27 protein-coding genes are annotated in these 24,468 nt (G+C 69.3%); 10 read left to right on the forward strand and 17 right to left on the reverse strand.

From position 1 onward, the window contains the following. Nucleotides 1-96 precede the first annotated feature (96 nt). From petA to L6Q67_RS13665, 3 genes are read left to right on the forward strand one after another with little or no spacing between them, the layout of a single operon-like run. Entirely contained in the window at nt 97-714 is a 618-nt protein-coding gene (petA, locus tag L6Q67_RS13655) for a ubiquinol-cytochrome c reductase iron-sulfur subunit (RefSeq protein ID WP_296570205.1), read from the forward strand. 12 nt (nt 715-726) lie between these two features. Next, a complete protein-coding gene (locus L6Q67_RS13660; protein ID WP_296570207.1) occupies nt 727-1,038 on the forward strand; it encodes a cyd operon YbgE family protein in 312 nt (103 codons plus the stop codon). A gap of 9 nt (nt 1,039-1,047) precedes the next feature. Beyond that, the gene (locus tag L6Q67_RS13665) at nt 1,048-1,686 is read left to right on the forward strand and encodes an MBL fold metallo-hydrolase (protein ID WP_296570209.1); all 639 of its coding nucleotides are present in this window, start codon (nt 1,048-1,050) and stop codon (nt 1,684-1,686) included. Here L6Q67_RS13665 and L6Q67_RS13670 read toward each other — a convergent pair. The 11 genes from L6Q67_RS13670 to L6Q67_RS13720 form a co-directional block, all read right to left on the reverse strand. Continuing rightward, on the reverse strand, nt 1,662-2,564 hold the full coding sequence (locus L6Q67_RS13670) for a LysR family transcriptional regulator (protein ID WP_296570211.1): 903 nt from the start codon (nt 2,562-2,564) through the stop codon (nt 1,662-1,664). The genes L6Q67_RS13665 and L6Q67_RS13670 overlap by 25 nt on opposite strands. A 35-nt stretch (nt 2,565-2,599) precedes the next feature. After that, on the reverse strand, nt 2,600-4,021 hold the full coding sequence (gene pyk / locus L6Q67_RS13675; protein WP_296570343.1) for a pyruvate kinase: 1,422 nt from the start codon (nt 4,019-4,021) through the stop codon (nt 2,600-2,602). Next, a complete protein-coding gene (locus L6Q67_RS13680; RefSeq protein ID WP_296570213.1) occupies nt 4,021-4,443 on the reverse strand; it encodes a heme-binding protein in 423 nt (140 codons plus the stop codon). Before L6Q67_RS13680 ends, pyk begins: the two co-directional genes overlap by 1 nt. A 35-nt stretch (nt 4,444-4,478) precedes the next feature. After that, entirely contained in the window at nt 4,479-5,744 is a 1,266-nt protein-coding gene (locus L6Q67_RS13685) for a glycerate kinase (RefSeq protein WP_296570215.1), read from the reverse strand. Between the two features lie 63 nt (nt 5,745-5,807). Beyond that, on the reverse strand, nt 5,808-6,230 hold the full coding sequence (locus L6Q67_RS13690; RefSeq protein WP_296570218.1) for a DUF3830 family protein: 423 nt from the start codon (nt 6,228-6,230) through the stop codon (nt 5,808-5,810). Nucleotides 6,231-6,241: 11 nt separating this feature from the next. After that, nucleotides 6,242-7,135 (reverse strand): 2-hydroxy-3-oxopropionate reductase, encoded by an 894-nt coding sequence (locus L6Q67_RS13695; protein ID WP_296570220.1) that lies wholly within the window; start codon nt 7,133-7,135, stop codon nt 6,242-6,244. A 52-nt stretch (nt 7,136-7,187) separates the two neighbouring features. Next, the gene (gene hyi / locus L6Q67_RS13700; RefSeq protein WP_296570222.1) at nt 7,188-7,961 is read right to left on the reverse strand and encodes a hydroxypyruvate isomerase; all 774 of its coding nucleotides are present in this window, start codon (nt 7,959-7,961) and stop codon (nt 7,188-7,190) included. Nucleotides 7,962-8,011: 50 nt separating this feature from the next. Beyond that, nucleotides 8,012-9,787 carry a glyoxylate carboligase gene (gcl, locus tag L6Q67_RS13705; RefSeq protein WP_296570224.1) on the reverse strand — a complete coding sequence of 592 codons (1,776 nt, stop codon included), beginning with the start codon at nt 9,785-9,787 and terminating at the stop codon, nt 8,012-8,014. A gap of 207 nt (nt 9,788-9,994) precedes the next feature. Further along, the gene (locus tag L6Q67_RS13710) at nt 9,995-10,507 is read right to left on the reverse strand and encodes an AmiS/UreI family transporter (RefSeq protein WP_296570226.1); all 513 of its coding nucleotides are present in this window, start codon (nt 10,505-10,507) and stop codon (nt 9,995-9,997) included. Nucleotides 10,508-10,511: 4 nt separating this feature from the next. Further along, nucleotides 10,512-11,378, reverse strand: a complete 867-nt coding sequence (locus L6Q67_RS13715; protein WP_296570229.1) for a hypothetical protein — start codon at nt 11,376-11,378, stop codon at nt 10,512-10,514. 111 nt (nt 11,379-11,489) lie between these two features. Continuing rightward, nucleotides 11,490-13,013: a nucleobase:cation symporter-2 family protein gene (locus L6Q67_RS13720; protein WP_296570230.1), complete on the reverse strand. Its 1,524-nt coding sequence runs from the start codon at nt 13,011-13,013 to the stop codon at nt 11,490-11,492. 385 nt (nt 13,014-13,398) lie between these two features. On the opposite strand from L6Q67_RS13720, the gene L6Q67_RS13725 reads away from it, so the two are divergent. Next, complete coding sequence (locus L6Q67_RS13725; protein WP_296570232.1) at nt 13,399-14,331, forward strand: EamA family transporter; 933 nt, start codon at nt 13,399-13,401, stop codon at nt 14,329-14,331. Then, nucleotides 14,328-15,020, forward strand: a complete 693-nt coding sequence (locus L6Q67_RS13730; protein WP_296570234.1) for a LuxR C-terminal-related transcriptional regulator — start codon at nt 14,328-14,330, stop codon at nt 15,018-15,020. Before L6Q67_RS13725 ends, L6Q67_RS13730 begins: the two co-directional genes overlap by 4 nt. Before the next feature lie 229 nt (nt 15,021-15,249). Here L6Q67_RS13730 and L6Q67_RS13735 read toward each other — a convergent pair whose 3' ends face one another. The 6 genes from L6Q67_RS13735 to uraH are packed head-to-tail and all read right to left on the reverse strand — an operon-like array spanning nt 15,250 to nt 19,938. After that, entirely contained in the window at nt 15,250-15,747 is a 498-nt protein-coding gene (locus tag L6Q67_RS13735) for an ureidoglycolate lyase (protein ID WP_296570236.1), read from the reverse strand. Continuing rightward, the gene (alc, locus tag L6Q67_RS13740) at nt 15,747-16,799 is read right to left on the reverse strand and encodes an allantoicase (protein ID WP_296570238.1); all 1,053 of its coding nucleotides are present in this window, start codon (nt 16,797-16,799) and stop codon (nt 15,747-15,749) included. The genes L6Q67_RS13735 and alc overlap by 1 nt, the downstream gene beginning before the upstream one ends. A 47-nt stretch (nt 16,800-16,846) precedes the next feature. Continuing rightward, nucleotides 16,847-17,785: an allantoinase PuuE gene (gene puuE / locus L6Q67_RS13745; protein WP_296570240.1), complete on the reverse strand. Its 939-nt coding sequence runs from the start codon at nt 17,783-17,785 to the stop codon at nt 16,847-16,849. A gap of 18 nt (nt 17,786-17,803) precedes the next feature. Continuing rightward, a complete protein-coding gene (uraD, locus tag L6Q67_RS13750; RefSeq protein ID WP_296570242.1) occupies nt 17,804-18,334 on the reverse strand; it encodes a 2-oxo-4-hydroxy-4-carboxy-5-ureidoimidazoline decarboxylase in 531 nt (176 codons plus the stop codon). A gap of 23 nt (nt 18,335-18,357) precedes the next feature. Next, complete coding sequence (locus tag L6Q67_RS13755; RefSeq protein ID WP_296570243.1) at nt 18,358-19,551, reverse strand: urate hydroxylase PuuD; 1,194 nt, start codon at nt 19,549-19,551, stop codon at nt 18,358-18,360. 36 nt (nt 19,552-19,587) lie between these two features. Then, on the reverse strand, nt 19,588-19,938 hold the full coding sequence (gene uraH, locus L6Q67_RS13760; protein ID WP_296570245.1) for a hydroxyisourate hydrolase: 351 nt from the start codon (nt 19,936-19,938) through the stop codon (nt 19,588-19,590). A gap of 121 nt (nt 19,939-20,059) precedes the next feature. Between uraH and L6Q67_RS13765 the strand changes: the two genes are divergently transcribed. The 5 genes from L6Q67_RS13765 to L6Q67_RS13785 all read left to right on the forward strand — a co-directional run bounded on the left by L6Q67_RS13765 (nt 20,060) and on the right by L6Q67_RS13785 (nt 24,446). Continuing rightward, on the forward strand, nt 20,060-20,992 hold the full coding sequence (locus L6Q67_RS13765) for a LysR family transcriptional regulator (protein WP_296570246.1): 933 nt from the start codon (nt 20,060-20,062) through the stop codon (nt 20,990-20,992). Between the two features lie 99 nt (nt 20,993-21,091). After that, entirely contained in the window at nt 21,092-21,637 is a 546-nt protein-coding gene (locus L6Q67_RS13770; RefSeq protein ID WP_296570247.1) for an NADPH-dependent FMN reductase, read from the forward strand. Nucleotides 21,638-21,651: 14 nt separating this feature from the next. Next, the gene (locus tag L6Q67_RS13775; protein ID WP_296570249.1) at nt 21,652-22,578 is read left to right on the forward strand and encodes a VTT domain-containing protein; all 927 of its coding nucleotides are present in this window, start codon (nt 21,652-21,654) and stop codon (nt 22,576-22,578) included. Nucleotides 22,579-22,692: 114 nt separating this feature from the next. Then, a complete protein-coding gene (locus L6Q67_RS13780) occupies nt 22,693-23,466 on the forward strand; it encodes an SDR family oxidoreductase (protein WP_296570251.1) in 774 nt (257 codons plus the stop codon). A gap of 71 nt (nt 23,467-23,537) precedes the next feature. After that, entirely contained in the window at nt 23,538-24,446 is a 909-nt protein-coding gene (locus L6Q67_RS13785; protein ID WP_296570253.1) for a LysR family transcriptional regulator, read from the forward strand. Nucleotides 24,447-24,468: the final 22 nt, after the last annotated feature.

Consider the following 24,468-nt stretch of genomic DNA (forward strand, 5'->3'; position numbering starts at 1 on the left):
AAGAAAAATATCTGCAACCACTCCTCTGGCATGGATGTTGATACGGACAGGACGCACCCCATACCCCAACACCCTTGCCCCACGGAGAACACAACAATGGCCCAGAACCCTTCCGCCACCTGCAACACCCTCCCGTGCCAGCCCTCGCGTCGCCAGCTCCTGCTGGCCACCGCCGGCGCGGGCGGGGTGGCCGCCATCGCCACCGCCATCCCCTTCGTCTCCAGCCTCACCCCCTCCGAGCGGGCGCTGGCGGCCGGCGCCCCGGTGGAGGTGGACATCGACAAGCTCAAACCCGGCGAGATGATGGTGGTGGAATGGCGCGGCAAGCCCGTGTGGATCCTCCACCGCAGCCCCGAGATGCTGGCCAGCCTGGCAAAGCTTGACCCTCAGCCCGCCGACCCGGGCTCCGAAGTCCTCAGCCAGCAACCCGAATACGCCCACAACCCCCACCGCTCGCTGAAGCCCGAATACCTGGTGGCAGTGGGCATCTGCACCCACCTGGGCTGCTCGCCCTCCAGCGCCTTCACCCCCGGCAACCCGGCCCTGGGCGCCGACTGGCCCGGCGGCTTCCTGTGCCCCTGCCACGGCTCCACCTTCGATCTGGCCGGCCGCGTCTTCAAGAACAAGCCGGCTCCCACCAACCTGGAAGTGCCGCCCCACCAATACCTCTCCGACAGCCGCCTGCGCATCGGTGACGACGGCAGCCCCGCCTGAAGCCACAGCATCATGGATCTCTCCTCCCGTCATTCCCCCCAGAGGCACCCCGACCCCGGCTATCGCCACCTGTCGCTCCTCACCGGCGTCGTGGTGGCCCTGCTGCTGACCTTCTTCCCCGACGTGGCCCGAACCACCCGGGGCGCCGCCGACCCCATCGCCGCCACCCTGCTGCTGTGGGCCATGACTGCCGGCTTCGTGGCCGGTGGCGTGCTCCCCCTGCCCCTGCCGGTGCGCCTGCGCCCCCTGGCCTGCCGCATCCTGTCGAGCAGCACCTGCCTGGGCAGCCTGGTGCTGGCCGTGGTGCAGGTCGCCACCCACTGAGCCCGGGCCATGTACTTCCGCCAGTTTCTCGACCCGGACAGCGGCATCCTCAGCTACCTCGTCGCCGACGAGGCCAGCCGCCAGGCCTTCATCATCGACCCCGGCCCCGACACCTGCCAGTCGGTGGTGCTGCGCGCCCTGCTGGACGAACGCCGGCTGCAGCTCACGGCCATCCTGCTCACCCACATCCACGGCGACAGCGCCGACATGCTGGGCTGCCTCTACCCCGGCGTCCCCCTGCATGCCGGCGCCGCCAGCCACGGGCGCTACCCCTGGGCCGCCCTCCAGGACGAAGACCGCATCCCCTTTGCCGGCAGCACCCTCCGCGTCATCGCCACGCCGGGCCACACCCCCTGCAGCATGAGCTACCTGTGGCAGGACCGCCTCTTCTGCGGCCACGCCCTGCTGCCCGGCACCTGCAGCCGCGCCGAAGACGGTGACTGCGACCCCGGCACCCTCTTCGACTCGGTGATCCGCCGCCTCTTCCTGCTCCCCGACGAAACCCTGGTCTTCCCCGGCCAGGACGCCGGTGGCCGCAGCGTCTCCACCATCGGCGAAGAACGCCGCCACAACCCTGCCTTCCTCGCCCGCTCACGGGATGTGTTCGTGACGGCGTTCCGCCCCTACCCCCAATACCCCTCCCCCTGATAAATCCCCCTCAAATAGTCCATGAAGTGCCGCACCTTGGCCGGCAGGTAGCGTTGTTGGGGGTACACCGCCTGGATGTCGTAGGCACTCAGCGCGAAGTCGTCCAGCACGGTCACCAGCTCGCCGCGTTTGAGTTCGCCTTCAATCTCCCAGGTGGAGCGCCAGCCGATGCCGAGGCCTTGTTTGACCCAGTCGTAGAGCAGTTCGCCGTCGTTGCAGTCCAGGTTGCCGCTGACGCGCAGGGCGACGGGCTTGCCGTCCTTGCGGAAGGACCAGCCGCGCTGCTGGCCGCCTTGCAGGTTGAAGGCCAGGCAGTTGTGATCGGCCAGGTCTTCCAGGCTGCGGGGGGTGCCGTGGCGGGCGAAATAGGCGGGGGTGCCGCAGACCACGCGGCGGTTGGGGTAGAGGCGCACGGCCACGTAGTTGGGGTCGGTGACTTCGCCGATGCGGATGCCCATGTCGTAGCCTTCGCGCACCAGGTCCACGACGCTGTCGGTGAGGTTGAAGGACAGCTTGATGTCCGGGTGCAGGGCCCGGAAGCCGGGGCCGTGGGGGGCCACGTGGCGGCGGCCGAAGGCGGCGGGGGCGGACACCACCAGGTGCCCGCGCACGGTGTGGCGGCCGGCGCTGATGCTGGCGTCCACCTCGTCAAAGTCGCGTAGCAGCTGGCGGGCCTGCTCCAGGTACTGCTCGCCCAGGTCGGTAAGGTGCAGGCCGCGGGTGGAGCGGTGCATCAGGCGTACGCCGAGGCGCGCCTCCAGGGCATCGAGGCGGCGCCCCATGACCACCGGGGTGACCTGTTCCACCAGGGCGGCGGCGGCGAAGCTGCCCTTTTCGGCCACCAGGACGAAGCTGCGCAGTTCGGTGTAGCGGTCCATGGCGGTCTCCGGATGGGACGTTGATGGGGCGTGCCTTATTCGGCAGGCACTTTGGCCACGTGCAGCAGGTTGGTGCTGCCCTGCTGGCCGAAGGGCAGGCCGGCGATGACGACTACGGTGTCGCCGGGGCGGGCCACGCCGGCCTGGCGGGCGGCGGTGGTGGCGTGGGTGATCATCTCGCCCACGTCATGGACTTCGTCAAAGGGCACCGGCACCACGCCCCAGGCCAGGGCCAGGCGGCGGGCGGTGGTCTGGCGCGGGGTGAGGGCCAGGATGGGGGCCGGCGGGCGCTCGCGGCTGGCGCGCAGGGCGCTGAAGCCGGAGCTGGTGAAGGCCACGGTGGCTGCGGGTTGCAGCAGTTCGGCCACGCGGCGCAGGGCGCAGCAGATGGCGTCGGGGGTGTTGGCCTCGGCCGGGGTGTGGCTGGCTTCCAGTTCGGCGCGCCAGGCGGGGTCGCGCTCCACCTCGCCGATGATGCGGTCCATGATGCTCACCGCCTCCAGCGGGTACTGGCCGGAGGCGGACTCGGCGGACAGCATCACCGCGTCGGCGCCTTCATACACCGCGGTGGCCACGTCGGAGGCTTCGGCCCGGGTGGGCACGGGGGCGGTGATCATGGATTCGAGCATCTGGGTGGCCACCACCACCGGGCGGCCGGCCCTGCGGGCGGCGCGCACGATGCGCCGCTGCAGCACCGGCACCTGCTGGGGCGGCAGCTCGACGCCCAGGTCGCCGCGGGCCACCATCACCCCGTCGGCCAGGGCCACGATGGCGTCCAGGTGCTCGATGGCGGCGGGCTTCTCGAGCTTGGCCATGATCCAGGCCTGATCACCGATCAGCTCGCGGGCCTCGCGAATATCCTCGGGGCGTTGCACGAAGGACAGGGCCACCCAGTCCACCCCCAGCTCCAGACCAAAGGCCAGGTCGGCCCGATCCTTGGCGGTGAGGGGGGAGATGGGCAGCACCACGCCGGGGACATTGACGCCCTTGCGGTCCGACAGGGGGCCGCCCACCAGCACGGTGGTGTCGGCAAAGTCGGCGCCGAAGCGCTCGACCCGCAGGCGCAGCTTGCCGTCGTCGAGCAGCAGCTCGGTGCCGGCTTCCAGCGCGGCGAAGATCTCCGGGTGGGGCAGGCTGGCGCGGGTAGCGTCGCCCTCGGCGCTGCCCAGATCGAGGCGGAAGGCCTGCCCGGCGGTGAGCGTCACCTTGCCGCCGGCCATGCGGCCGACCCGCAGCTTGGGGCCCTGCAGGTCCATCAGCACGCCGATGGGGCGGCCCAGCTCGGCCTCCACCTGGCGGATCTGGCGGTAGCGCTCGGCGTGATCGGCGTGGGCGCCGTGGCTGAAGTTGAGGCGGAACACGTCGGCACCGGCCTGGGCCAGCTCGCGGATGCGTTCGAGGGTGGCGCTGGCCGGCCCGAGGGTGGCCAGGATGCGGGAGCGGCGGCTGCGGTGCATCATGCCACCTGCCTTTCCATGCCACGCACCAGGGCGGCCACGCCGGCCCGGGCCACCTGGGCGTCCTCACCGGCCTTGACGCCGGAGACCCCCACCGCACCGATCACCCGCCCGTCGATGAGGATGGGCTCGCCCCCTTCAAGGGGCACCACCGGCATGGCCAGGGCGGCGATGCGGCCGTTGTTGACCATGTCCTCGAAGGCCTTGCTGGGCTTGCCGGAGAGCACGCAGGTGCGGGCCTTCTCGGGGGCCACGGCGGCGCTCATCAGGGGGGCGTCGTCCATGCGCTGCAGCCACAGGGGGTGGCCGCCGGCATCGCACACGGCAATGCTCACCGCCCAGCCGCAGGCCCGGGCCTCGGACTCGGCCGCCGCGGCGATGTGTTTGACGTCGTCCAGGGTCAGGGCCTGGGTGGGTTTCATGGCTGTCTCCTTTTTATATGTACGTGTGGGGTATGTCAGCGGATCAGAATGGCGCGGAAATCGTTCACATTGGTCAGGGTCGGCCCGGTCACCAGGCTGTCGCCCAGGGCCTCGAAGAAGCCGTGGCCATCGTTGTTGTCCAGGCTGTCGCGGGGGCGGATGCCCCGGGCCCAGGCGCGGGACAGGGTGTCGGGGGTGGCCAGGGCGCCGGCGATCTCCTCCAGGCCGTCCACCCCGTCGGTGTCACCGGCCACGGCGTGGATGCCGGCAGCGCCGTCGAGGGCCACGGCCAGGGCCAGCAGGAACTCCACGTTGCGCCCGCCACGGCCGTTGCCGCGCACGGTCACGGTGGTCTCGCCGCCGGACAGCAGCACGCAGGGCGCCGCCACCGGCTGGCCGTGGCGCTTGACCTGCAGGGCGATGGCGGCCATCACCTTGCCCACGTCGCGGGCCTCGCCTTCGATGCTGTCGCCCAGCAGCACGGGGGTGACGCCCGCCGCCCGGGCCACCTCGGCGGCGGCCTCCAGGGCCATCTGCGGGGTGGCGATCAGGTGGGTCTCGACCCCGGCCAGGCGCGGGTCGCCCGGCTTCACCGTCTCGCCCCGGCCGCTTTCCAGCAGGGCCCGGGCGCCGGCCGGCAGGTCGATGGCGTAGCGGCGCACGATGGCCAGGGCGTCGGCGCAGGTGGTGGGGTCGGCCACGGTGGGGCCGGAGGCGATGTCCATGGGGTTGTCGCCGGGCACGTCGGAGATCAGCAGGTTGAGCACCCGGGCCGGGTGGCAGGCCGCCGCCAGGCGCCCGCCCTTGATGGCGGAGAGGTGGCGGCGCACGCAGTTCATCTCCGCGATGGTGGCGCCGGATTTGAGCAGGGCCCGGTTGATGGCCTGCTTGTCCTCCAGGCTCACGCCCTCGCCGGGCAGGGGCAGCAGGGCCGAGCCGCCGCCGGAGATCAGGCAGATCACCAGATCGTCGGGGCCGAGGCCCTGCGCCAGGGCCAGCATGCGCCCGGCGGCTTCGCGGCCGGCGGCGTCGGGCACCGGGTGGGCGGCCTCGACGATCTCGATACGCTCACAGGGCACGGCGTAGCCGTAGCGGGTGACGACCAGGCCCGACAGCTCACCCGGCCAGTGCTGCTCCAGCACCCGGGCCATGGCCGCCGAGGCCTTGCCGGCGCCGATGACCAGGGTGCGCCCCTTGGGCGGCGCCGGCAGGAAGCGGGGGATGCAGTGCTCGGGCTGGGCGGCGTTCACCGCCGCGGCAAAGAGGGCCTGGAGCAGATCGCGGGGGTTGGCTTGGGTCATGGTCGGTCCTGGTGTTGGAGTGGGGGGGGGCCGGATGAATCCGACCCCACGGGTGCGGCGCCTTCAGCGCTTGCCCAGATCGGTGAAGCGCACCCACTGGGCGCCCTTCCACAGCACTTCGCGGCCCATGTCCATGAGCTGCTCGGTGCCTTCTACCACGGTCAGGAAGTGATTGCCCGCCAGTTGCCCCATCTTGCTGGCAAAGCGGCTGCTGCCGTAGGCAAACAGGATCTCCGTTTCCGAAAAGCCCCCCGGGTAGAGCAGCACGTCGCCCCGGGAGGGGTGGCTGGTGTGGTTCTCGAAATCCAGGCCGGTGTCGAAGTCGGCCAGGGGCACCCACACCGCCTCGCCGCTCCAGCGGGAATGGATGACCTGGTTCGAGAAGGGCAGCATCTTGAGGAAGGCGGCGCAGGTGCGCGGCGCGGCCTCCTCTTCCAGGCGGGCGACGAAACGCCGGGAGCCCACTTCGATAGCGAGATGGCGCATGGCGGTGTCCCTCAGGCGGCCTGCTGGCCGATCTCGAAGTTGGCCATGATTTCCAGGGCACGCACCAGGGCCGAGTGATCCCAGCCGGCGCCGCCATGGGCCGCGCAGGCATTGAACAGCTCCTGGGCGGTGGCGGTGTTGGGCAGGGGCACGCCCAGCTGGCGGCCGGTGGTGAGGGCCAGGTTGAGGTCCTTCTGGTGCAGCTCGATGCGGAAGCCCGGGTTGAAAGTACGCTTGACCATGCGCTCGCCGTGCACCTCAAGGATGCGCGAGTTGGCAAAGCCGCCCATCAGGGCCTCGCGCACCCGGGCCGGGTTGGCACCGGCCTTGGCGGCCAGCAGCAAGGCCTCGCCCACGGCCTCGATGGTCAGGGCGACGATGATCTGGTTGGCCACCTTGGTGATCTGGCCGTCGCCGTTGCCGCCCACCAGGGTGATGTTCTTGCCCATCTTCTCGAACAGGGGCTTCACCTTGTCGAAAGCGGCGTCGCTGCCCCCCACCATGATGGTCAGGCTGGCGGCCCTGGCGCCCACCTCGCCACCGGACACGGGGGCGTCCAGGTAGTCGCAGCCCAGGGCGTTGATGCGGCGGGCGAAGTCCTTGGTGGCCACGGGGGAGATGGAGCTCATGTCCACCACGATCTTGCCCGGGGTCAGGCCAGCGGCGACGCCTTCGGGGTTGAACAGGGCGTCCTCCACGTGGGGGGTGTCGGGCACCATGGTGATGATGATGTCGGCCTGGCGGGCCACGTCGGCGCCGCTGCTGCAGGGGCGGGCGCCGGCTTCGATCAGTGCGGCCGGGGTGGCGCCGTGGGTGAAGGTATGAACCGTATGGCCGGCGGCGATGAGGTGGCCGGCCATGGGGGCGCCCATGATGCCGAGGCCGATGAATCCGATGTGTGCCATGGTGGTGTCTCCTGTCTTGTCGTTATGGGTGGCGTTGGGGTGGGGGTGGGCGTCAGAAGGCGTCGAGCCAGCCCAGGCCTTCGGCGGTGGTGGTGGCGGGCTTGTATTCGCAGCCGACCCAGCCGCTGTAGCCCAGGCCGTCGATGTGGCGCAGCAGCCAGGGGTAGTTGATCTCGCCGCTGCCGGGCTCGTGGCGGCCCGGGTTGTCGGCCAGCTGGATGTGGGCGATGCGCGGCAGGTACTTGGCCACGGTGGCGGCCAGCTCGCCCTCCATGCGCTGGGCGTGGTAGAGGTCGTACTGGATGAAGAGGTTGTCGGAACCCACCTCGTCCAGGATGTCCGCCGCCTGGGCGGTGCGGCTGAGGTAGAAGCCCGGGATGTCGAAGGTGTTGATGGGCTCGATGAGCAGGCGGATGCCCGCCTCCCGGAGCTGGCCGGCGGCAAAGCGCAGGTTGCCCACCAGGGTGTGGCGCAGCAGCTCGGGGGTCACGCCCGTCGGGGCGATGCCGGCCAGGCAGTTGATGCGGGTGCAGCCCAGGGTGGTGGCGTAGTCGATGGCCCGCCCCACCCCGTCGCGAAACTCGGCCACCCGATCGGGGTGGCAGGCGATGCCGCGCTCGCCGGCCTCCCAGTTGCCGGCGGGCAGGTTGTGCAGCACCTGGACGAGGCGGTGGCGCTCAAGCTGTTCGGCCAGCTCGTCCTTGTTGAAGGCGTAGGGGAAGAGGTATTCCACCCCCTGAAAGCCGGCCCGGGCCGCGGCACCGAAACGCTCCAGGAAGGGCTGCTCGGTGAACAGCATGGACAGGTTGGCAGCAAATCTCGGCATGGTCTGTGTACTCCATGTAGGGGCGGCTTCAGCCGCCCGGGGCAAATCGTTCAATCCAGCAGGGCGATGGCAGTGGGGGCGTCGGCGCCGCTCTCGGCCAGGGCCTCGAACTCGTTCACCGCGTTGATCTCGGTGCCCATGGAGATGTTGGTGACCCGTTCGAGGATGATCTCGACGACCACCGGTACACGGAACTCCTCCATCCAGGCGCGGGCCTGGGCAAAGGCGGGCTGGATCTCGTCGGGCAGGCGCACGCGGATGGCCTTGCAGCCCAGGCCTTCCACCACCGTCACGTGATCCACGCCGTAGCCTTCGGTCTCCGGGGCGTTGATGTTCTCGAAGGCCAGCTGCACGCAGTAGTCCATGTCGAAGCCGCGCTGGGACTGGCGGATCAGGCCCAGATAGGCGTTGTTCACCACCACGTGGATGTAGGGCAGCTTGAACTGGGCGCCCACCGCCAGCTCTTCGATCATGAACTGGAAGTCGTAGTCGCCCGAGATGGCCACCACCGGGCGGGACGGGTCGGCCGCGCACACCCCCAGGGTGGCCGGGATGGTCCAGCCCAGGGGGCCGGCCTGGCCGCAGTTGATCCAGTGGCGGGGCTTGTACACGTGCAGGAACTGGGCCGCGGCGATCTGTGACAGGCCAATGGTGCTGACGTAGCAGGTGTCCTGGCCGAAGGCCTTGTTCATCTCCTCGTACACCCGCTGGGGCTTCATGGGGGTGACGTTGAAGTGGGTCTTGCGCAGCAGGGTGCGCTTGCGCTCCTGGCAGTCGGCAGCCCAGGCCTGGCGGCAGGGCAACTGGCCGGCGGCCTTCAGCTCGCGGGCCACGGCGATGAGCTGGTCGAGGGCTGCGCCGGCGTCGGAGACGATGCCGTAGTCGGGGCCGAAGACCCGGCCGATCTGGGTGGGCTCGATGTCGATGTGCACGAACTTGCGCCCCTCGGTGTACACCTCCACCGAGCCGGTATGGCGGTTGGCCCAGCGGTTGCCGATGCCGATCACGAAGTCGGAGGCCAGCATCGTCGCGTTGCCATAGCGATGGGAGGTCTGCAGGCCAACCATGCCGGCCATCAGGGGGTGATCGTCGGGGATGCAGCCCCAGCCCATCAGGGTCGGGATCACCGGCACGCCAGTGAGCTCAGCAAACTCCTGCAGGCGGGCAGCCGCGTCGGCATTGATCACGCCGCCACCGGCCACGATCAGCGGGCGCTCGGCGGCGTTGAGCATGGCCAGGGCCTTCTCGGCCTGGGCCCGGGTGGCGGCTGGCTTGTGCAGGGGCAGCGGCTCGTAGGTGTCGATGTCGAACTCGATCTCGGCCATCTGCACGTCGAAGGGCAGGTCGATGAGCACCGGGCCGGGGCGGCCGGAACGCATGACGTGGAAGGCCTGCTGGAAGACGCGGGGCACCAGGGCCGGCTCGCGCACCGTCACCGCCCACTTGGTCACCGGCTTGGCGATGGATTCGATATCCACGGCCTGGAAGTCTTCCTTGTAGAGGCGGGCGCGGGGCGCCTGGCCGGTGATGCACAGGATGGGAATGGAGTCGGCCGAGGCGGAATACAGCCCGGTGATCATGTCGGTACCGGCCGGGCCGGAGGTGCCGATGCACACCCCCAGGTTGCCGGCACAGGCGCGGGTGAAGCCCTCGGCCATGTGCGAGGCGCCCTCCACGTGGCGGGCGAGGATGTGCTTGATGCCGCCATCCTTGCGCATCGCCGAGTAAAGGGGGTTGATCGCCGCGCCCGGCACGCCGAACACCGTCTCCACGCCTTCCTTGCGCAACACCGCCACTGCGGCATCCACTGCTCTCATTCGGGCCATCTTGTTCTCCTTTGGGGTCTGTCCGTTTGGGTTGATGGAGACAGCTTAGGGATTCGGCACGGCGCTTTGAATTGCCGGCGGAGTCGGTTCTTTCGGTACTTCTGGTATTGAGTGGGTGCCGTTCTTTGGGGCGGCAGAGCCCCTGTAGGGGCGGCTGAAGCCGCCCGCAAGGGGTTGATCGAAGTCCGAGGGCGGCTGAAGCCGCCCCTACAAACCCCCGGTCAGCAGCAGGTAGCCCGGCAGCCAGCCCGTCAGCACGCCCTGGCCGATGGCCATGCAGGCGGTCGGGCGGGCCAGGGGGCGGCCGAGGGCGAGCATCAGGAAGAACATCAACCAGAGTATCGACCAGGCCACCCACGACAGCCCCAGCCACCACTCACCGGGCGTTCCGGCGCGGCCCAGTACGTCGACGGCCACCGGCACCGCGGTGATGGCCACAAACAGGCTGAACCAGCCCAGGCCGCGGCCATCGGCGCCGCTGAAGCGGTTGATGGCCACCCACAGGTAGGTGAAGGAAAAGAGCAGCGACAGGGCCGCCGCCTTCACCGAGGCCAGGTCGGCCCCCTCCCCGAAGGCCAGCTTGAGGGCCACCAGCAGGCTCAGCCCGCCGGCAAACAGGTTGATGACCGGGATCTCCCGGTCGCCGATGCGGCCGAGCATCCACAGGCCATTGAGGATGAGCACGGCCCCCACGTAGAACAGGGCCAGTCCGAGCAGCATGGGCTCAGAAATGCCATTCGAGCTGCAGGGTGGGCGCGTAGGTGTTGATGCCCGGCTTGGTCACGCCAGCGGCGTTGGCATGGTTGCCGAACTTGTTCAGCCACATCTCGTAGCCCACGCCCATCAGCAGGGTGTTCTTCCGGCTGCCCGTCATCTGGCCCACGTCCGCCATCAGCGAGGTGCGCATCAGGGTCTCGGGTTCGGTCTTGACCCCGGCGTAGTCCCGCCCCTTGGCGGTGTTGTAGTTGATGAATCCCTGGAACTTGAGGGGCAGCGGCCCGGCCTGGAAGGGGATGCCCCAGGCGGCGCTGAGGATCAGCTGCGGATCGAAGCCGATGCTGGCCTCGGGGCAGGCCGGCGCGCCCAGGCCGCAGTGGTTCCACTCCTTGCCCGCCAGCAGGCTCACATCCAGAAAGCCGGGCACGTCGAACTTGATGGTCGGGCCCACCACCAGCAGGCGCTTGCGTGGGGCGAAGCGGGTGTTCTTGGTGTTCAGGTCGAAGCCGGCCGTAAAGGCCAGGTCGCGGATCGGGCCGCTGGCAAAGCTGCGCTCGAAGAGCTTGCTCATGTGCAGCTGGTGGCGGTAGGTGAGGTAGAACTCGGTGGCACCCGAATCGCCGCCGCTGATGGGGTCGTTCTTGTCGGACTGGAGCACGTCCAGATTGACGAAGTTCTGCCCCAGGCCGTAGCCGCTGGCGTGGGTGAACTGGAGCACGTGCTTGCGCACGTCCTTGGTGTTGTTGGGTTCGTGGAACTGGGTGCCGTAGCGGTAGCCCAGGAAGGTGTCGGACCAGGTGGCGGCCACGGCCGGGGTGGCCAGGGGGGCGCTCAGGGCCAGGGCGGCGGCGATGCAGCGGGCGTTGGCGATCATGGTTTTTGTCTCCTCGTTTGTTTTTTTGAGACGGCCGCCCCCTGCCACCGCGCCGGTGAAGGCGGGCGGACGGGAGAACAGGCCGGGGTGCTGCGGGGGTGCCGGGGCGCCTCAGTGGGCTTCGGCGGTCTTGGCGGCTTCGATGGCGGCAGACTCGTCGGCCTTGCCTCCGTTGAAGTAGAGGTTGAGGGCCACGGCCGAGAGGGAGGTCAGCAGGATGCCGGACTCGAGCAGGGGGTGCAGGCTGTGGGCCATCTGCTGGGTCCAGCGCGGGGCCACCAGGGGGATCATGCCGGCGCCGATGGAGATGGCGACGATGTAGAGGTTGTTGCGGTTGGTCTTGAAATCCACGTTGGCGAGGATGCGGATGCCGGTGGCGGCCACCATGCCGAACATCACCAGGCCCGCACCGCCCAGCACGAAGGTGGGCACCGACTCCACCAGGGCCGCCATCTTGGGCAGCATGCCCAGCACCAGCATGATGATGCCGGCGGCCACGCAGACCCAGCGGCTCTTGACGCCGGTGACGCCCACCAGGCCCACGTTCTGGGAGAAGCTGGTGTAGGGGAAGGTGTTGAACAGGCCACCGATCAGGGTGCCCAGGCCGTCGGTGCGCAGGCCGTTCGAGAGGTCATGCTGGCTGATCTTGCGGCCGGTGATCTCGGACAGGGCCAGGAACATACCGGTGGACTCGATCATCACCACGATCATCACCAGAGTCATGGTGAGCACCATCACCACATCGAAGGTGGGCATGCCGAAGGCGAAGGGGGTGACGATGTCCACCCAGTGGGCCTGGGCCACCTTGTCGAAGTGCATCTTGCCCATGCCCACGGCCACGAAACAGCCCAGCACGATGCCCAGCAGCACCGCGATGTTGGCCACGAAGCCCCGGCCATAACGCACCAGCAGCAGGATGGCGGCGAGCACGAAGGCGGCCACGCCCATGTTGTCGAGGGCGCCGTAGTTGGGGTTGTCCTTCATGGGCACGGGGCCGGGCAGCTTCATCTCGGGGGCGCTGGCGCCGGGGGGCAGGGTGGCGGCGGCTTCGGCGGCCTTGGCCTTGGCGGCATCCACCATGGCCACCAGCTTGGGCACGTCCACGCTCTGGGCGGTGGGAGCCGGGCCGCCCATGGCCCAGCCAATGCCCACCCGCATCAGGCTGATGCCGATGATGGCGATGATGGTGCCGGTGACCACCGGCGGAAAAAAACGCAGCAGCCGGCTCATCAGCGGGGCGATGGCCATGGAGATGAGGCCGGCGCCGATGATGGCGCCGAAGATCGCCCGGGCCCCTTCCGGCCCGCCCTGCACATTGGCCATGGCCACCATGGGGCCGACGGCGGCAAAGGTAACGCCCATCATCACCGGCAGCTTGATGCCGAAGTGGCGGCCGAAGCCGAGGGACTGGATCAGGGTGACCAGCCCGCAGCAGAACAGGTCGGCCGAGATCAGCATGGCCACCTGCTCGGGGCTGAGCTTGAGGGCCCGCCCGACGATCAGCGGGACGGCCACGGCCCCCGCATACATGACCAGCACGTGCTGCAGGCCGAGGGTGAACAAGCGACCGGTGGGCAGGCGCTCATCCACCGCATCGACTTCTTGGACATGGACTGCCTTTGAATGCTCCGACATGGGAGTCTCCTCTTTCGTGGGTTCCAGGCGCCTCTGCGGGCGCTCTCGGGGGAAGGGATTGAATGGACCAGCGGCGATCTGGACTTGATCGAAGTGTAGGGGGGCCCCAATCGGATGGCTGCCCCCAGTTCTGATAACCGGAATAAGCAGATCGATATAGTGGCGACGCAACATGGGGACTACTCTGCGTGCTGGCGGCTTGCCGGCCGCCGGCAGGTCAGTTTCGCGGCGGCGCACCATGGGAGTTCGGGGTGTCCAGACCCCACGGCCTCTTCCCCGGCAGGCCTGGCTGCGTATTGTTGACCCCGAACCCCGCCCGCGCGGCGACGCAACCCGGCAGCCGGGCACCGGTCTGACCATCCATTATTCGAAATCACATAAGTCCATGCCCGCACCCTCCCCCACCGCCCCCGGCCGCCACCGCGCCGCCCTGGCCCTGCTGCTGATGAGCCTGATCTGGGGCTACAACTGGGTGGTGATGAAGCAGGTCGTGCCCCTGGCCGACCCCCTCGACTTCTCCGCCATCCGCACCCTGCTGGGCGCCCTGGCGCTGTTTGCCGCCATGGCGGTGCTCCGCCGGCCGATGGGGCTGGTTGCCCCCGGCGAGACCCTGCTGCTGGGCCTGCTCCAGACCGGCGCCTTCACCCTGCTGATCCAGTGGGCCCTGGTCCACGGCGGGGCGGGCAAGACGGCGGTGCTGGTCTACACCATGCCCTTCTGGCTGGCGCCCCTGGCAGCCTGGGTGCTGAAGGAGCACATCGGCCGCGTCCAGTGGCTGGCCACGGCCGTGGCCGCGGGTGGCCTGCTGCTGATCATCGGGCCCGTATCGGCTGGCGGCAGGATCCTGGGCAACCTGCTGGCGGTGGGCGGCGGTCTCAGCTGGGCCCTGGCCACCCTGGTGGCCAAGCGCCTGCGCCAGCGCCATCAGGTGGATCTGCTGGCCCTCACCGCCTGGCAGATGCTCTTTGGTGCCCTCGCCCTGGTGGTCACCGCCCTGCTCCACGACTCGCGCCCCATCAACCCCACGCCTTTCTTCTTTGCCGCCCTGGCCTTCAACGCCCTGTTTGCCACGGCCCTGGCCTGGCTGCTGTGGCTGTACGTGCTGCAGCACCTGCCCGCCGCCATTGCCGGGCTGTCGGCCCTGGGCATTCCGGCCATCGGCGTGCTGGCCGGCTGGCTTCAGCTGGGCGAACGCCCCAGCCCCGGCGAGCTGGGCGGCATGGCGCTGATCGGACTCGCCCTGGCCCTGGTCAGCCTGCACGCCCTGCGCCGCCCCCCTCCCCCTGCCCCCCAATCGCTCCAAGGGAAAGCCCCATGACCCGCTCCACGCCCCTGCCCTGCATCCATCTCGTCACCCCCGACACCGCCCTGTGCCGCAGCCTCGCCCACGTGGCAGCGGGCCTGGGCTTCGGCTTCCAGGCCTGGCGCGACGCCGAACGCTGCCTGGCCGAGCTGGACCCGGACGCCACCGGCGCCCTGCTCGTGGACACTGACGCCACCGGCCCGGACCTGCGCCTGCTGGAGCGCCTCGCCCCCGGCGGCATCGATCTGCCGGTGATCGTGCTGGCCCGGGCGGCCACCGTGGACCTGTGCCGCCAGGCCTTCAAGGCCGGCGCCCGGGAGTTCCTGCCCCTGGCCCGGGTGGAACACGACCTCCCCGACGCCCTGCGCCAGGCGGTGGGCCAGCACGTGCTCGAACGCCAGCGCCAGCAGCGCAGCCGCCACGCCCGCAACCTGTACACCCGCCTCTCCGAGCGGGAGCGTGAGGTGCTGGGCATGGTGGTGGAGGGCCTGACCAACAAGGAGATCGCCCGCGCCCTGGCCGTGTCGCCCCGCACCGTGGAAGTCCACCGCGCCCGCCTCGCCGGCAAGCTGGAAACCGACTCCCTGGCCCAGCTGGTGCGGCAGTACGCCGGGCTGGTGGACGAAGACGACGGCCGCCCCGGGCTGGTCTGCGGCCAGGCCTGGGGAGCGCCGCTGACGGTGGCGGCACAGCGGCCGGCGTGAGGGAGCAGGTCTCCCCGCAGGGGCGACTTCAGTCGCCCACCGCGCGTCGATCACAGGCAGGCCTCCTGATCCCAGCCCGCGGGCGACTGAAGTCGCCCCCACAGTTTCTCCATCCACCTGCAGGGATGCCCCGGCCCGTATCAACATCGTTGACCACCTGCCAAAAAAACAACCGCCGGGCGGGGCCACGGCGGTTGAAGGGTGCTGCGAGGGAGAAAGCGGAAAGGGGTCAGAGCACGATGAGCCCCGGCGGGTCGATGGTCACCTCGTCGCAGTTGGGCGCGCTGCCGCTACGATCGACCACCAGGAAGTCGCACACCGCCTCCAGGGCCAGCAGGGGGTGGTGCCAGACGCCGGTGGCGTAATTGACGCCCTGGTCGCCCCGGGCCAGAAAGACCCGCAGCTCATCCACCCCGGGCGGGGGGCCGGGCGGGGCCACCACCACCAGGTAGGGCTTGCCGGCCAGGGGCACGAAGGCCTGGCTGCCCAGGGGGTGGCGCTCCATCATCTCCACCGCAAAGGGCAGCGTGCGGGGCTGGCCGCGGAAGATGGACAGGATGACCTTGCCGTCCGGGCCCGGCTCCACCTCGGCCAGGTCGTGGTAGCGCTCGGTGTTGCCGGCGTTGATGGTGAAGTGGCGCACCGCGTCGCTGGCCTCGATGACCTGCCCGAAGGGGGCGAAGGCCTCGGCGCTGAGCGGCTCCGGGGTGAGGGTGACGGTGCTCATCACGCGCCCTTCTTGTGCACCTTGCCCCACAGGCGCAGGCGCGACACGCCGCCGTCCGGGAAGATGTTGAAGCGCACGTGGGTGATGGGGCCGAGCCGGGCGATCTCGTCGCTGAAGCTGTGCACGGCGTCCATCTGCAGCTTCTGCTCGGGCAGCAGGGTCTGCCAGAACATGCTCTGGGTGGTGATGGAGCGGTCGGTGCCGCCGGTGACATAGGCGGCCTGGATGGCGCAGCGGTCGGGGTAGTTGCCCTTGAAGAAGGCGGTGTCCACTTCGATGCGCTCGACGGTGCCGGGGGCGCCCAGTTCGAGCACGCACCAGTCGTTGCCCGGTTCGCGGCGGCGGCGGGTTTCCCAGCCGTCACCCATGTTCTGGCCGCGGCCGGGGAGCATCAGGGCCGATACGGTGGAGCCGAAGCTGGCGTCGTTCCACGACACGGCGCGGCCGCCGTTCTCCATGGCCACCAGGTCGATGGTCTCGTCGCCACTGAGGGTTTCGAGGGCGCCCACCGGGCGGCCATACACCCGCAGGCGGGCGATGCCGCCGTCGGGGTAGATGTTGACCCGCAGGTGGGTCCAGGCCTCGGCGCTGGCGCATTCGATGAGGTGGTGGCTGTTGGGGCCGAGGGGCGTGGCGGGCAGGATCTCGGTCCAGCTTGCGCCCTTGAGGTGGTCCACGTCGTCGCTGGCCGACACGGTGGCCTCGATGGATACGGCGGGCGGGTAGTTGCCGGTGAAGTGGCTGGTGTCCACGTCGAAGCCGCGGATGATGCCCTTCACGCCCAGCTTGACGAGCGCCCAGTCGTGGCCGGCGACGCGCTTGCGGCGCGACTCCCAGCCGTCCATCCACTTGCCGTTAGTGTCGAACTTGCCCGGCACGAACTGGGCCGGCTCGGGGTTGAGCATGCGCGCCACTTCGGCGAAGAAGTCGTCCGAGGCGTACAGCGCCTGGGCGCCCAGGCGCGGGTTGGCGAGATCCACCGCACGCTGCGCCCACTCGGGCAGGTCGGCGGGCGGGGCAAAGACGGGGGCGCCGGGGGTATGGCTGGCCATGGGTGTGTCTCCTTGTGTTCTGTCGGGCGTTGGGGGCGTCGGGGACGTCAGGGGGCGTCGGGGCGGAAGGGGTGGGTGTCGATCCAGTGGCGGGCGATGTCCACCCGCCGGCACACCCACACCCGGTCGTGCTTCTCGATGTGGTCGAGGAAGCGCTGCAGGGCGCGGAAGCGGCCGGGTCGGCCAAGCAGGCGGCAGTGCATGCCCACGCTCAGCATGGCCGGGCGCTCGTCACCTTCGGCGTACATCACGTCGAAGGCGTCGCACAGGTATTCAAAGAACTCGTCGCCATGGGAGAAGCCCTGGGGCAGCGAGAAGCGCATGTCGTTGGTGTCCAGGGTGTAGGGCACCACCAGGTGGGGCACGTGACTGCCGTCGGTCTTCTGCACCTGGGTCCAGAAGGGCAGGTCGTCCCCGTAATAGTCGGAGTCGTACAGAAAACCGCCGTAGTCGGCCACCAGGCGCCGGGTGTTGGGGGAGTCGCGGCCGGTGTACCAGCCCAGGGCGCGCTCGCCGGTGAGCTGTTCGATGATCTCCATGCCGATGCGCAGGTGCTCGCGCTCGGTGGCTTCGTCCATGCCCTGATAGTGGATCCAGCGCCAGCCGTGGCAGGCGATCTCGTGGCCCAGCTCCTTGAAGGCGGCGGTGAGCTCCGGGTGACGCTGCAGGGCCATGGACACGCCGAAGATGGTCATGGGCAGGCCACGGCGCTCGAACTCGCGCAGGAAACGCCACACGCCGACGCGGGAGCCGTATTCGTAGACGCCCTCCATGGACAGGTGGCGGTCGGGGTAGCTGGCCGGGTTGAAGAGTTCGGACAGGAACTGCTCGCTGCCGGCGTCGCCGTGGAGCACGCAGTTCTCGCCGCCCTCTTCATAGTTGAGGACGAACTGCACGGCCACGCGGGCCCGCCCGGGCCAATTGGCGTGGGGCGGGTTGCGGCCGTAGCCGATGAGGTCGCGGGGGTAAGGGGCGTCAGGCTTCATGACGGTTTGACTCCGGATTCAGGCGCCCAGCAGGGCGTCGAGGCGAAAACGGGCGATGCGGCCGATCTGGGTCAGGCAGGCGGCAAACTCGGTGTCCCGGTCGTTGGCCAGGCGGGCCTCCACGGCGTCCATGATCTGGTAGCGGGACAGGCCCTTGACGGCGATGACGAAGGGAAAGCCGAAGCGCTCCCGATAGGCGGCGTTGAGCCGGCGCAGACGCTGCAGCTCGTCGGCGCTGCACTGGTCGAGGCCGGCCCCGCGCTGCTCGCCGGTGGAGGCCACGGTGAGGGTGCCGGCGCTGGCCTCCTTGCCGGCCAGCTCCGGGTGGGCGCAGATGAGGCCCAGCTTCTCGGCGTCGCTGGCAGCCTCCAGCACGGCCAGCATGGCGGTGTGCAAGGCGTCGATGCTGGCGAAGGGCCGCCCTGGCCAGGCCCGCTCGGGGATCCACGGGGAGTGCTCGAAGATGTCGGCCAGGCGGGCCACGAAGTCGGCCTGGGGCAGGGCACTCAGGGCGGCCAGGGACGGGCTCGGGGTGGAAGTCGCGTTCATGATCTGTCCTTGAAAGAGTCGGGTCAGTCGCTCACCCGGGCGCCCTGGGCATGCCAGCGGGCGATCAGCGTGCGCTCGGCGTCGGTGATGCCGGTGAGGTTGCCGAGGGGCATGTAGCCGCTGGCCACGGTCTCGGCGATCTTGGCGGCGTGCTGGCCGACCTGTTCGGCGCTCTGCAGCACCACGCCCTTGGGCGGCTGGGCAAAACCGGCCTGGGTGGGGGTGTCGGCGTGGCAGGCAGTGCAGCGCTGGGCCAGCACCTGGCGGACGGCGGCAAAGCTCACCTTGTCACCGCCGGCATCCACGGGCCTGGGGGCCATCAGCACCATCAGGGTGGCGATCAGGGCAACACCGGCGGCGGGCAGCCACCACTTCACCTGGCCCCGGTGGCGCAGCACGAAGAACTGACGGATCAGCACCCCGGCCAGCATCATCACCACCAGCACCAGCCAGCCATTGGGGTGGGAGTAGGTCATGGGGTAGTGGTTGCTGATCATGATGAACAGCACCGGCAGGGTGAAGTAGGTGTTGTGCACCGAACGCTGCTTGCCGATCAGACCCGGGCGGGAATCCACCGGCAGGCCGGCGCGGATCTGCTCCACCATGCGCTTCTGGCCGGGGATGATGTGGAAGAACACGTTGGCCGCCATCATGGTGCCGAGCATGGCCCCCACGTGGATGTAGGCGCCGCGTGCCGAGAACAGCTGGTGCAGGGCCCAGTCACAGCCCACCACGAAGATGAAGAGCAGCGCCGACATCAGGCCCTCCTGGCCCATCAGGCGGCGGCACAGGAAGTCATACACCACCCAGCCGGCGGCCAGGAAGGCCACGGAGATGCCCACCGCAGCGGCGGGGGTGAGGGCCATCACCTTGGGGTCGATGAGGTAGCTCGAGGCGCCGATCCAGTACACCACCGCCAGCAGGCTCATGCCCGACAGCCAGGTGGAGTAGGCCTCCCACTTGGACCAGTGCAGGTCGTCGCTGAGGGGCTCGCCCTTGGGGCCGGTGGGGAACTTCTGGCTGCAGTAGAAGCCGCCGCCATGCACCGCCCACAGCTCGCCAAACACGCCGCGGGTGCCATCAGCAGCCTTCTTGGGCGGCTTGAGGGAGTTGTCGAGCATCACGAAGTAGAAGGACGCGCCGATCCAGGCGATGCCGGTGATCAGGTGGAGCCAGCGCAGGAGCAGGTTGGCCCAGTCGAGGAGATAGGTTTCCATGGTACTTCCGTCTCTGAAGGGGTGAGGGAAGCCGGCTCAGCTGCCGCGATAGGTGGAGTAGCTCCAGGGGGACACCAGCAGCGGCACGTGATAGTGCTGGCTGGCGTCGGCGATGCCGAAGCGCAGCACCACCTCGTCCACGAACAGGGGCTCGGGCAGGCTCTTGCCCAGGCGCCGGAAGTAGTCGCCGGCGCCGAAGACGATCTCGTAGGTGCCGGCTTCCAGCGCGGCGCCTTCGAGCAGCGGCGCGTCACAGCGGCCGTCGTGGTTGGTGAGGGTGCGCAGCAGCTCGCGGCGCCCACCGTCGAGGCGAAAGACGGTGACGGCGATGCCCTGGCCCGGGCAGCCATTGGCGGTGTCGAGTACGTGTGTGGTGAGGCGTCCCATGCTGGTGTCTCCAGTCGATGTTCGTTATGCGATGAAGCGAGTTTAGGACGGACAGCCTTTAAGAAAACAGATATAGCGTTATAAGCTATATATAGATTTCGATATTGTCCCCGGACCCTCCATGAGCAGCCGACGAAGCGACGACCAGCTCGACACCTATCTGCTGCGCATGCTGTGCCTGCTCATCTCGGAGCGCAGCGTGTCGCGCACCGCCCTCAAGCTCAACCAGTCCCAGCCGGCGGTGAGCCTGGCCCTCAAGCGCCTGCGCCAGATCCTGGGCGACCCGCTGCTGGTACGCGAGAAGAGCGGCATGGTGCCCACCGAGCGGGCCCTCACCCTGCTGTCCCACGCCAAGGGGGCACTGGCCGAGATCGACCGGATGACTTTCTCGCCGGAGTCCTTCGAGCCCCAGAGCAGCCGCTACGAGTTCCGCATCGGCGCCCCCGACTACCTCGCCCCCCTGTTCATGGCCAGCGTGGTGGAACGCATCCGCAAGGAGGCGCCCCAGGTGCGCCTGAGCCTGCAGTCCCTGGGGCCGAGCTTCGACTTCGAGCGCTCCCTGGCCGAGGGCGACCTGGACGTGGTGATCGGCAACTGGCCGGAGCCGCCCCACCGCATGCACCTGTCCATGCTGCTCGAAGACGAGGTGGTGCTGCTGGTCTCGAACAATCACCCCCTGGCCCGCAAGGGCCTCGGCGCCGAGGACTACCAGCGGGCCGTGCACATCGTGCCCATGCCCTACTCCATCACCCAACGCGGGGTGGTGGACACCATGCTCGCCACCCACCGCATCAACCGGGACGAGCGGGTGGTGGTGCAGTCCTTCACCTCGGCCCCCTACCTGCTCATCAACAGCGACCTGGTGTTTACCACCACCCGGCACTTCGCCCGCTTCTATGCCGACCTGCTGCCCCTCACCATCCTGCCCTCCCCCATCCCCTTTCCGGCCATGCGCTTCTATCTGCTGTGGCACGAGCGCAATCACCTCACCCCGGCCCACCGCTGGATCCGCCGCCTGCTGAGCGAGTGCGGGCGCCTGATCAAGGCCAGCTGAGCGGCGGCCTTGCGGCTCGTCGGCCGCCGCCCTAGGATGGGCGCTGCGCCCCGCGGGGCGCCCCCACCCAAGATTCACCCATCCGAGAAGGAAATCCGCATGTCGATCAAACTTTTGGGAATCGCCGGCAGCCTGCGTCAGAAATCCACCAACAAGGGCCTGCTGCGGGCCGCCCGGGCCAACCTGCCAGAGGGCGTGAGCCTGGAGATCGCCGAACTTGGCGACATCCCCTTCTACAACGCCGACATCACCGACAAACCCGCCGCGGTCAGCCGCGTGCTGGCCCAGATCGCCGCGGCCGACGCCCTGGTGCTGGCCTGCAACGAGTACAACTACTCCCTGGCCCCGGCCCTCAAGAACATCATCGACTGGGCCTCCCGGGAGCCGGACAACGCGCTGCTGGCCGGCAAGGCCGTGGCCATCATGGGCGCTGCCGGCGGCATGGGCAGCTCCCGCGCCCAGTACCACCTGCGCCAGGTCTGCGTGTGCCTCGACATGCAGCCCCTCAACAAGCCCGAGGTCTTCGCCAATGCCTTCACCAGCAGCTTCGATGCCGACGGCAACCTCACCGACGAGCGCCTGACCAAGCTGGTCAAGGACCAGATGCAGGCCCTTGCCGACAAGGTGACGCGCCTGAAGGCCTGAGCGTCCGGCCGCCGATGGACATCGCCGAACTCGGCCACACCCTGCAGCGGGACGCCGTTGCCGTGGTCTTCGTGAACGTCCTGCTGCAGCAGGTCGGGCTGCCGGTACCCGCCGTCCCGACCCTGCTGCTGGCCGGCAGCCTGGCGGCCCTGCCCGGGCAGCTGGGCAAGGTGCTGGCGGCGGCCGTGCTAGCCTCGGTGCTGGCCGATCTGCTGTGGTACGCCTTGGGCCGGCGCTTCGGCTACCGGGTGCTGGCGGGCCTGTGCAAGCTGTCCATCAACCCGGCCTCCTGCGTGAGCCAGACCGAGGCCCGCTTCATCCGCTGGGGCCTCTCGTCCCTGGTGGTGGCCAAGTTCGTGCCGGGCTTCTCCACCGTTGCCCCGCCCATCGCCGGCGCCCTGCGCATGTCCCTGGGCGGCTTCGTCGTGGCGGCGGCGGTCGGTGCGGCCCTGTGGGCCGGCCTGGCCCTCGGCGCCGGGTGGGTGCTGCGGGACACCGTGCAGGCCGCCATCCTGGCCCTCGACCGGCACGCCGGCCGTGCCGCCCTGGTCGCCGTACTGCTTGCCGGGGCCTGGCTGGGCTGGAAACTGTGGCAGAAACACCGCTTCCGGCGAGCCGGCGACCTGCCCCACATCACCCCCGCCGAGCTCATCGACGCCCTGGCCGGCGAACCCCGCCCCCTCGTCCTCGACCTGCGCGGCGCCACCCTGATCGCCGAAACCGGCCCCATCGTGGGGGCGCGGGTGGCCGAACACGACGCCCTTGACCACGCCGTGGGCGACTGGCCCCGGCACCAGCCCATCGTCACCCTGTGCGCCTGCCCCGAGGACGCCGGCGCCATCCAGGCCGCCCGCCAGCTGATGGAGCAGGGCTACACCTCGGTCCGGCCCCTGCGCGGTGGCTACGCAGCGTGGCTGGCGGCCCTGGGCGAGCGGCCCTGAGGGCGCTACGCGATTGGGTGGTATTTCTGGATTATCCATCCAGGCGCAGCGCATTTATCGGCCTGCCGCAGCACCCTAAGCTGGGACCCCCAATCATCCTGAAGGAGACTTTCCATGGCAGATCATTCCATCAAGGGCAAGATCGTTCTGATTGCCGGCGGGGCCAAGAACCTCGGCGGCCTCCTGGCCCGTGACCTGGCCCGGCAAGGCGCCCGGGCGGTGGTGATCCATTACAACAGCGCAGCCTCCGAGGCCGACGCCGAAGCCACCGTGGCCGCCGTCCAGGCGGCGGGCGCCCACGCCCTGGCCCTGCAGGCCGACCTGACTACGGCAGGTGCCGTGGAGAAGCTGTTTACCGATACCGTCGCCGCCTTCGGCCGACCGGACATTGCCATCAACACCGTGGGCAAGGTGCTCAAGAAGCCCATCAGCGACATCACCGAGGCCGAGTACGACGAGCTGTCTGCGGTCAACAGCAAGTCGGCATTCTTCTTCCTCAAGGAGGCCGGCAAGTACGTTAACGACAACGGCAAGGTGGTGACGCTGGTGAGCTCCCTGCTGGGGGCCTTCACGCCGTTCTACGCGGGCTATGCCGGTACCAAGGCCCCGGTGGAACACTTCACCCGGGCGGCGGCCAAGGAGTTCGGGGCGCGGGGCATCTCGGTGACCGCGGTCGGCCCGGGCCCGATGGACACGCCTTTCTTCTACCCGGCCGAAGGCGCCGATGCCGTGGCCTATCACAAGACCGCCGCGGCCCTCTCGCCGTTCAGCAAGACCGGCCTCACCGACATCGAGGACGTGGTGCCCTTCATCCGCCATCTGGTCAGCGACGGTTGGTGGATCACCGGGCAGACCATCCTCATCAATGGTGGTTACACCACCAAGTGAGGGCATTTCCCGGGCAGGGCAGCCAGGCCGGCTGAAGCCCCGCATCACGCAAGGAGAGACAGGCCTCCCGCATGGACAGGTTCGACCAGTACCGCCTATTCGCCCAGGTCGCGGAGATGGGCAGCTTCATCAAGGCCGCCCACGCCCTGGAGGTACCCAGGGCCTCCGTGTCCGCCGCCATCCAGCAACTCGAGGTGGCCCTCGGGGTGCGCCTGCTGCACCGGACGACACGGCGCGTGGGCCTGACGCCCGATGGGGAACTCCTGCTGGATCGTGTGCGGGCCCTGCTCACCGAGGTGGACGACATCGACCAGCTGTTCCAGGCCAGCCAGCGCCAGGTCTCCGGCCGACTCATCGTCGACGCCCCCAGCCGCATCGCCCGCCGCCTGATTGCCCCCGCCCTGCCTGGCCTGCTGGGCCGCCACCCTCAGCTGCAGCTGACCGTCTCGTCCACCGACCGCAGCATCGATCTGGTGCGGGAGGGCGTGGACTGCGTGGTGCGCATCGGGGCCCTGCAGGACAGCAGCCTCGTCGTACGCTCCCTGGGCCGTATCGCACTGATCAACTGTGCGAGCCCGGGTTATCTGCGCGAGCACGGCGAACCACGTCACCCCGCGGATCTCCCTGGCGCTCATTGGGTGGTGGGCTATGCATCCCCCAGGACCGGCAAGGCGCACCCCTGGGAATCATCGGCAGCTGACGGCAGCCCGCAGCAGATCGAGGTACCCAGCCGGGTACTCGTGAACAATGCGGAGAACTACATCGCCTGCTGTCTGGTCGGCCTTGGCCTGATCCAGGTCCCGCGCTTCGATGTGCAGCACCTGCTGAATGCCGGAACGCTGGTGGAAGTGATGCCGGAGCACCGCGCCGCGCCGATGCCGGTATCGCTGCTCTACCCCCACCGGCGCCAGCGCTCCCGACGCCTGCAGGTCTTCCTGGAATGGTTCGAAGCCCTCATGCGGCCGAACCTCGAGGAATAGCGACGCCCCGGCCGCCCCTGTC

The sequence above is a fragment of the Zoogloea sp. genome, assembly GCF_023150065.1.
Lineage (GTDB): Bacteria > Pseudomonadota > Gammaproteobacteria > Burkholderiales > Rhodocyclaceae > Zoogloea.

What these genes read in the sequence shown, in the direction of transcription:
- L6Q67_RS13765 (WP_296570246.1), top strand. Translation starts at nt 20,060, where the DNA reads ATGAGCAGCCGACGAAGCGACGACCAGCTCGACACCTATCTGCTGCGC.
- L6Q67_RS13785 (WP_296570253.1), top strand. Translation starts at nt 23,538, where the DNA reads ATGGACAGGTTCGACCAGTACCGCCTATTCGCCCAGGTCGCGGAGATG.
- hyi (WP_296570222.1), bottom strand. Translation starts at nt 7,961, where the DNA reads ATGCCGAGATTTGCTGCCAACCTGTCCATGCTGTTCACCGAGCAGCCC.
- L6Q67_RS13695 (WP_296570220.1), bottom strand. Translation starts at nt 7,135, where the DNA reads ATGGCACACATCGGATTCATCGGCCTCGGCATCATGGGCGCCCCCATG.
- pyk (WP_296570343.1), bottom strand. Translation starts at nt 4,021, where the DNA reads ATGCACCGCAGCCGCCGCTCCCGCATCCTGGCCACCCTCGGGCCGGCC.
- L6Q67_RS13660 (WP_296570207.1), top strand. Translation starts at nt 727, where the DNA reads ATGGATCTCTCCTCCCGTCATTCCCCCCAGAGGCACCCCGACCCCGGC.
- L6Q67_RS13755 (WP_296570243.1), bottom strand. Translation starts at nt 19,551, where the DNA reads ATGGAAACCTATCTCCTCGACTGGGCCAACCTGCTCCTGCGCTGGCTC.
- L6Q67_RS13710 (WP_296570226.1), bottom strand. Translation starts at nt 10,507, where the DNA reads ATGCTGCTCGGACTGGCCCTGTTCTACGTGGGGGCCGTGCTCATCCTC.
- L6Q67_RS13770 (WP_296570247.1), top strand. Translation starts at nt 21,092, where the DNA reads ATGTCGATCAAACTTTTGGGAATCGCCGGCAGCCTGCGTCAGAAATCC.
- L6Q67_RS13680 (WP_296570213.1), bottom strand. Translation starts at nt 4,443, where the DNA reads ATGAAACCCACCCAGGCCCTGACCCTGGACGACGTCAAACACATCGCC.
- puuE (WP_296570240.1), bottom strand. Translation starts at nt 17,785, where the DNA reads ATGAAGCCTGACGCCCCTTACCCCCGCGACCTCATCGGCTACGGCCGC.
- L6Q67_RS13735 (WP_296570236.1), bottom strand. Translation starts at nt 15,747, where the DNA reads ATGAGCACCGTCACCCTCACCCCGGAGCCGCTCAGCGCCGAGGCCTTC.
- L6Q67_RS13665 (WP_296570209.1), top strand. Translation starts at nt 1,048, where the DNA reads ATGTACTTCCGCCAGTTTCTCGACCCGGACAGCGGCATCCTCAGCTAC.
- L6Q67_RS13725 (WP_296570232.1), top strand. Translation starts at nt 13,399, where the DNA reads ATGCCCGCACCCTCCCCCACCGCCCCCGGCCGCCACCGCGCCGCCCTG.
- L6Q67_RS13715 (WP_296570229.1), bottom strand. Translation starts at nt 11,378, where the DNA reads ATGATCGCCAACGCCCGCTGCATCGCCGCCGCCCTGGCCCTGAGCGCC.
- uraD (WP_296570242.1), bottom strand. Translation starts at nt 18,334, where the DNA reads ATGAACGCGACTTCCACCCCGAGCCCGTCCCTGGCCGCCCTGAGTGCC.
- L6Q67_RS13720 (WP_296570230.1), bottom strand. Translation starts at nt 13,013, where the DNA reads ATGTCGGAGCATTCAAAGGCAGTCCATGTCCAAGAAGTCGATGCGGTG.
- alc (WP_296570238.1), bottom strand. Translation starts at nt 16,799, where the DNA reads ATGGCCAGCCATACCCCCGGCGCCCCCGTCTTTGCCCCGCCCGCCGAC.
- L6Q67_RS13730 (WP_296570234.1), top strand. Translation starts at nt 14,328, where the DNA reads ATGACCCGCTCCACGCCCCTGCCCTGCATCCATCTCGTCACCCCCGAC.
- L6Q67_RS13685 (WP_296570215.1), bottom strand. Translation starts at nt 5,744, where the DNA reads ATGACCCAAGCCAACCCCCGCGATCTGCTCCAGGCCCTCTTTGCCGCG.
- gcl (WP_296570224.1), bottom strand. Translation starts at nt 9,787, where the DNA reads ATGGCCCGAATGAGAGCAGTGGATGCCGCAGTGGCGGTGTTGCGCAAG.
- petA (WP_296570205.1), top strand. Translation starts at nt 97, where the DNA reads ATGGCCCAGAACCCTTCCGCCACCTGCAACACCCTCCCGTGCCAGCCC.
- L6Q67_RS13775 (WP_296570249.1), top strand. Translation starts at nt 21,652, where the DNA reads ATGGACATCGCCGAACTCGGCCACACCCTGCAGCGGGACGCCGTTGCC.
- L6Q67_RS13690 (WP_296570218.1), bottom strand. Translation starts at nt 6,230, where the DNA reads ATGCGCCATCTCGCTATCGAAGTGGGCTCCCGGCGTTTCGTCGCCCGC.
- L6Q67_RS13670 (WP_296570211.1), bottom strand. Translation starts at nt 2,564, where the DNA reads ATGGACCGCTACACCGAACTGCGCAGCTTCGTCCTGGTGGCCGAAAAG.
- uraH (WP_296570245.1), bottom strand. Translation starts at nt 19,938, where the DNA reads ATGGGACGCCTCACCACACACGTACTCGACACCGCCAATGGCTGCCCG.
- L6Q67_RS13780 (WP_296570251.1), top strand. Translation starts at nt 22,693, where the DNA reads ATGGCAGATCATTCCATCAAGGGCAAGATCGTTCTGATTGCCGGCGGG.